Annotated in this window: 1 protein-coding gene; it reads right to left on the reverse strand. The window is 42.6% G+C overall.

Going from position 1 to position 329, the window contains the following annotated elements; translation table 11 throughout:
• Nucleotides 1-275: hypothetical protein (locus EXE42_RS19905; protein WP_206750774.1), on the reverse strand; the 275-nt coding region annotated here is incomplete at its 3' end.
• Nucleotides 276-329: the final 54 nt, after the last annotated feature.

A 329-nucleotide genomic window follows, 5' to 3' on the forward strand; every position in this document is an offset into this window, starting at 1 on the left:
TTGCGGTATACGTATACGATGTCTGGCTGTTCGTTATAAGCTAGCCAGACTAACTGCGGAAGTAATAGAATATTGATATACAGAAGCCCGAGCAACCCTGAGAACGAATACGAATAATGGTTTGCCCCTTCAATCTCCGATGATGTTGGGGCTATTATGCTTGTATCAAATATCGTCGCGAAGTAGCGGCTCACATAGTGTGCTTCAGTAGTTCCCTGGGCTATGGAGATGTCATGTGTCGAAAAAAGGAAAACAGTCCTTTCTCGGGAACACATAATTAGGAAGTCAGAAACTCACATTTATAAATCATTCTTCTTCTGTAGCGGAAC

Origin of the sequence: Halorubrum sp. SP3 (assembly GCF_005435195.1) — an archaeon.
Classification (GTDB): Archaea; Halobacteriota; Halobacteria; order Halobacteriales; family Haloferacaceae; genus Halorubrum; species Halorubrum sodomense.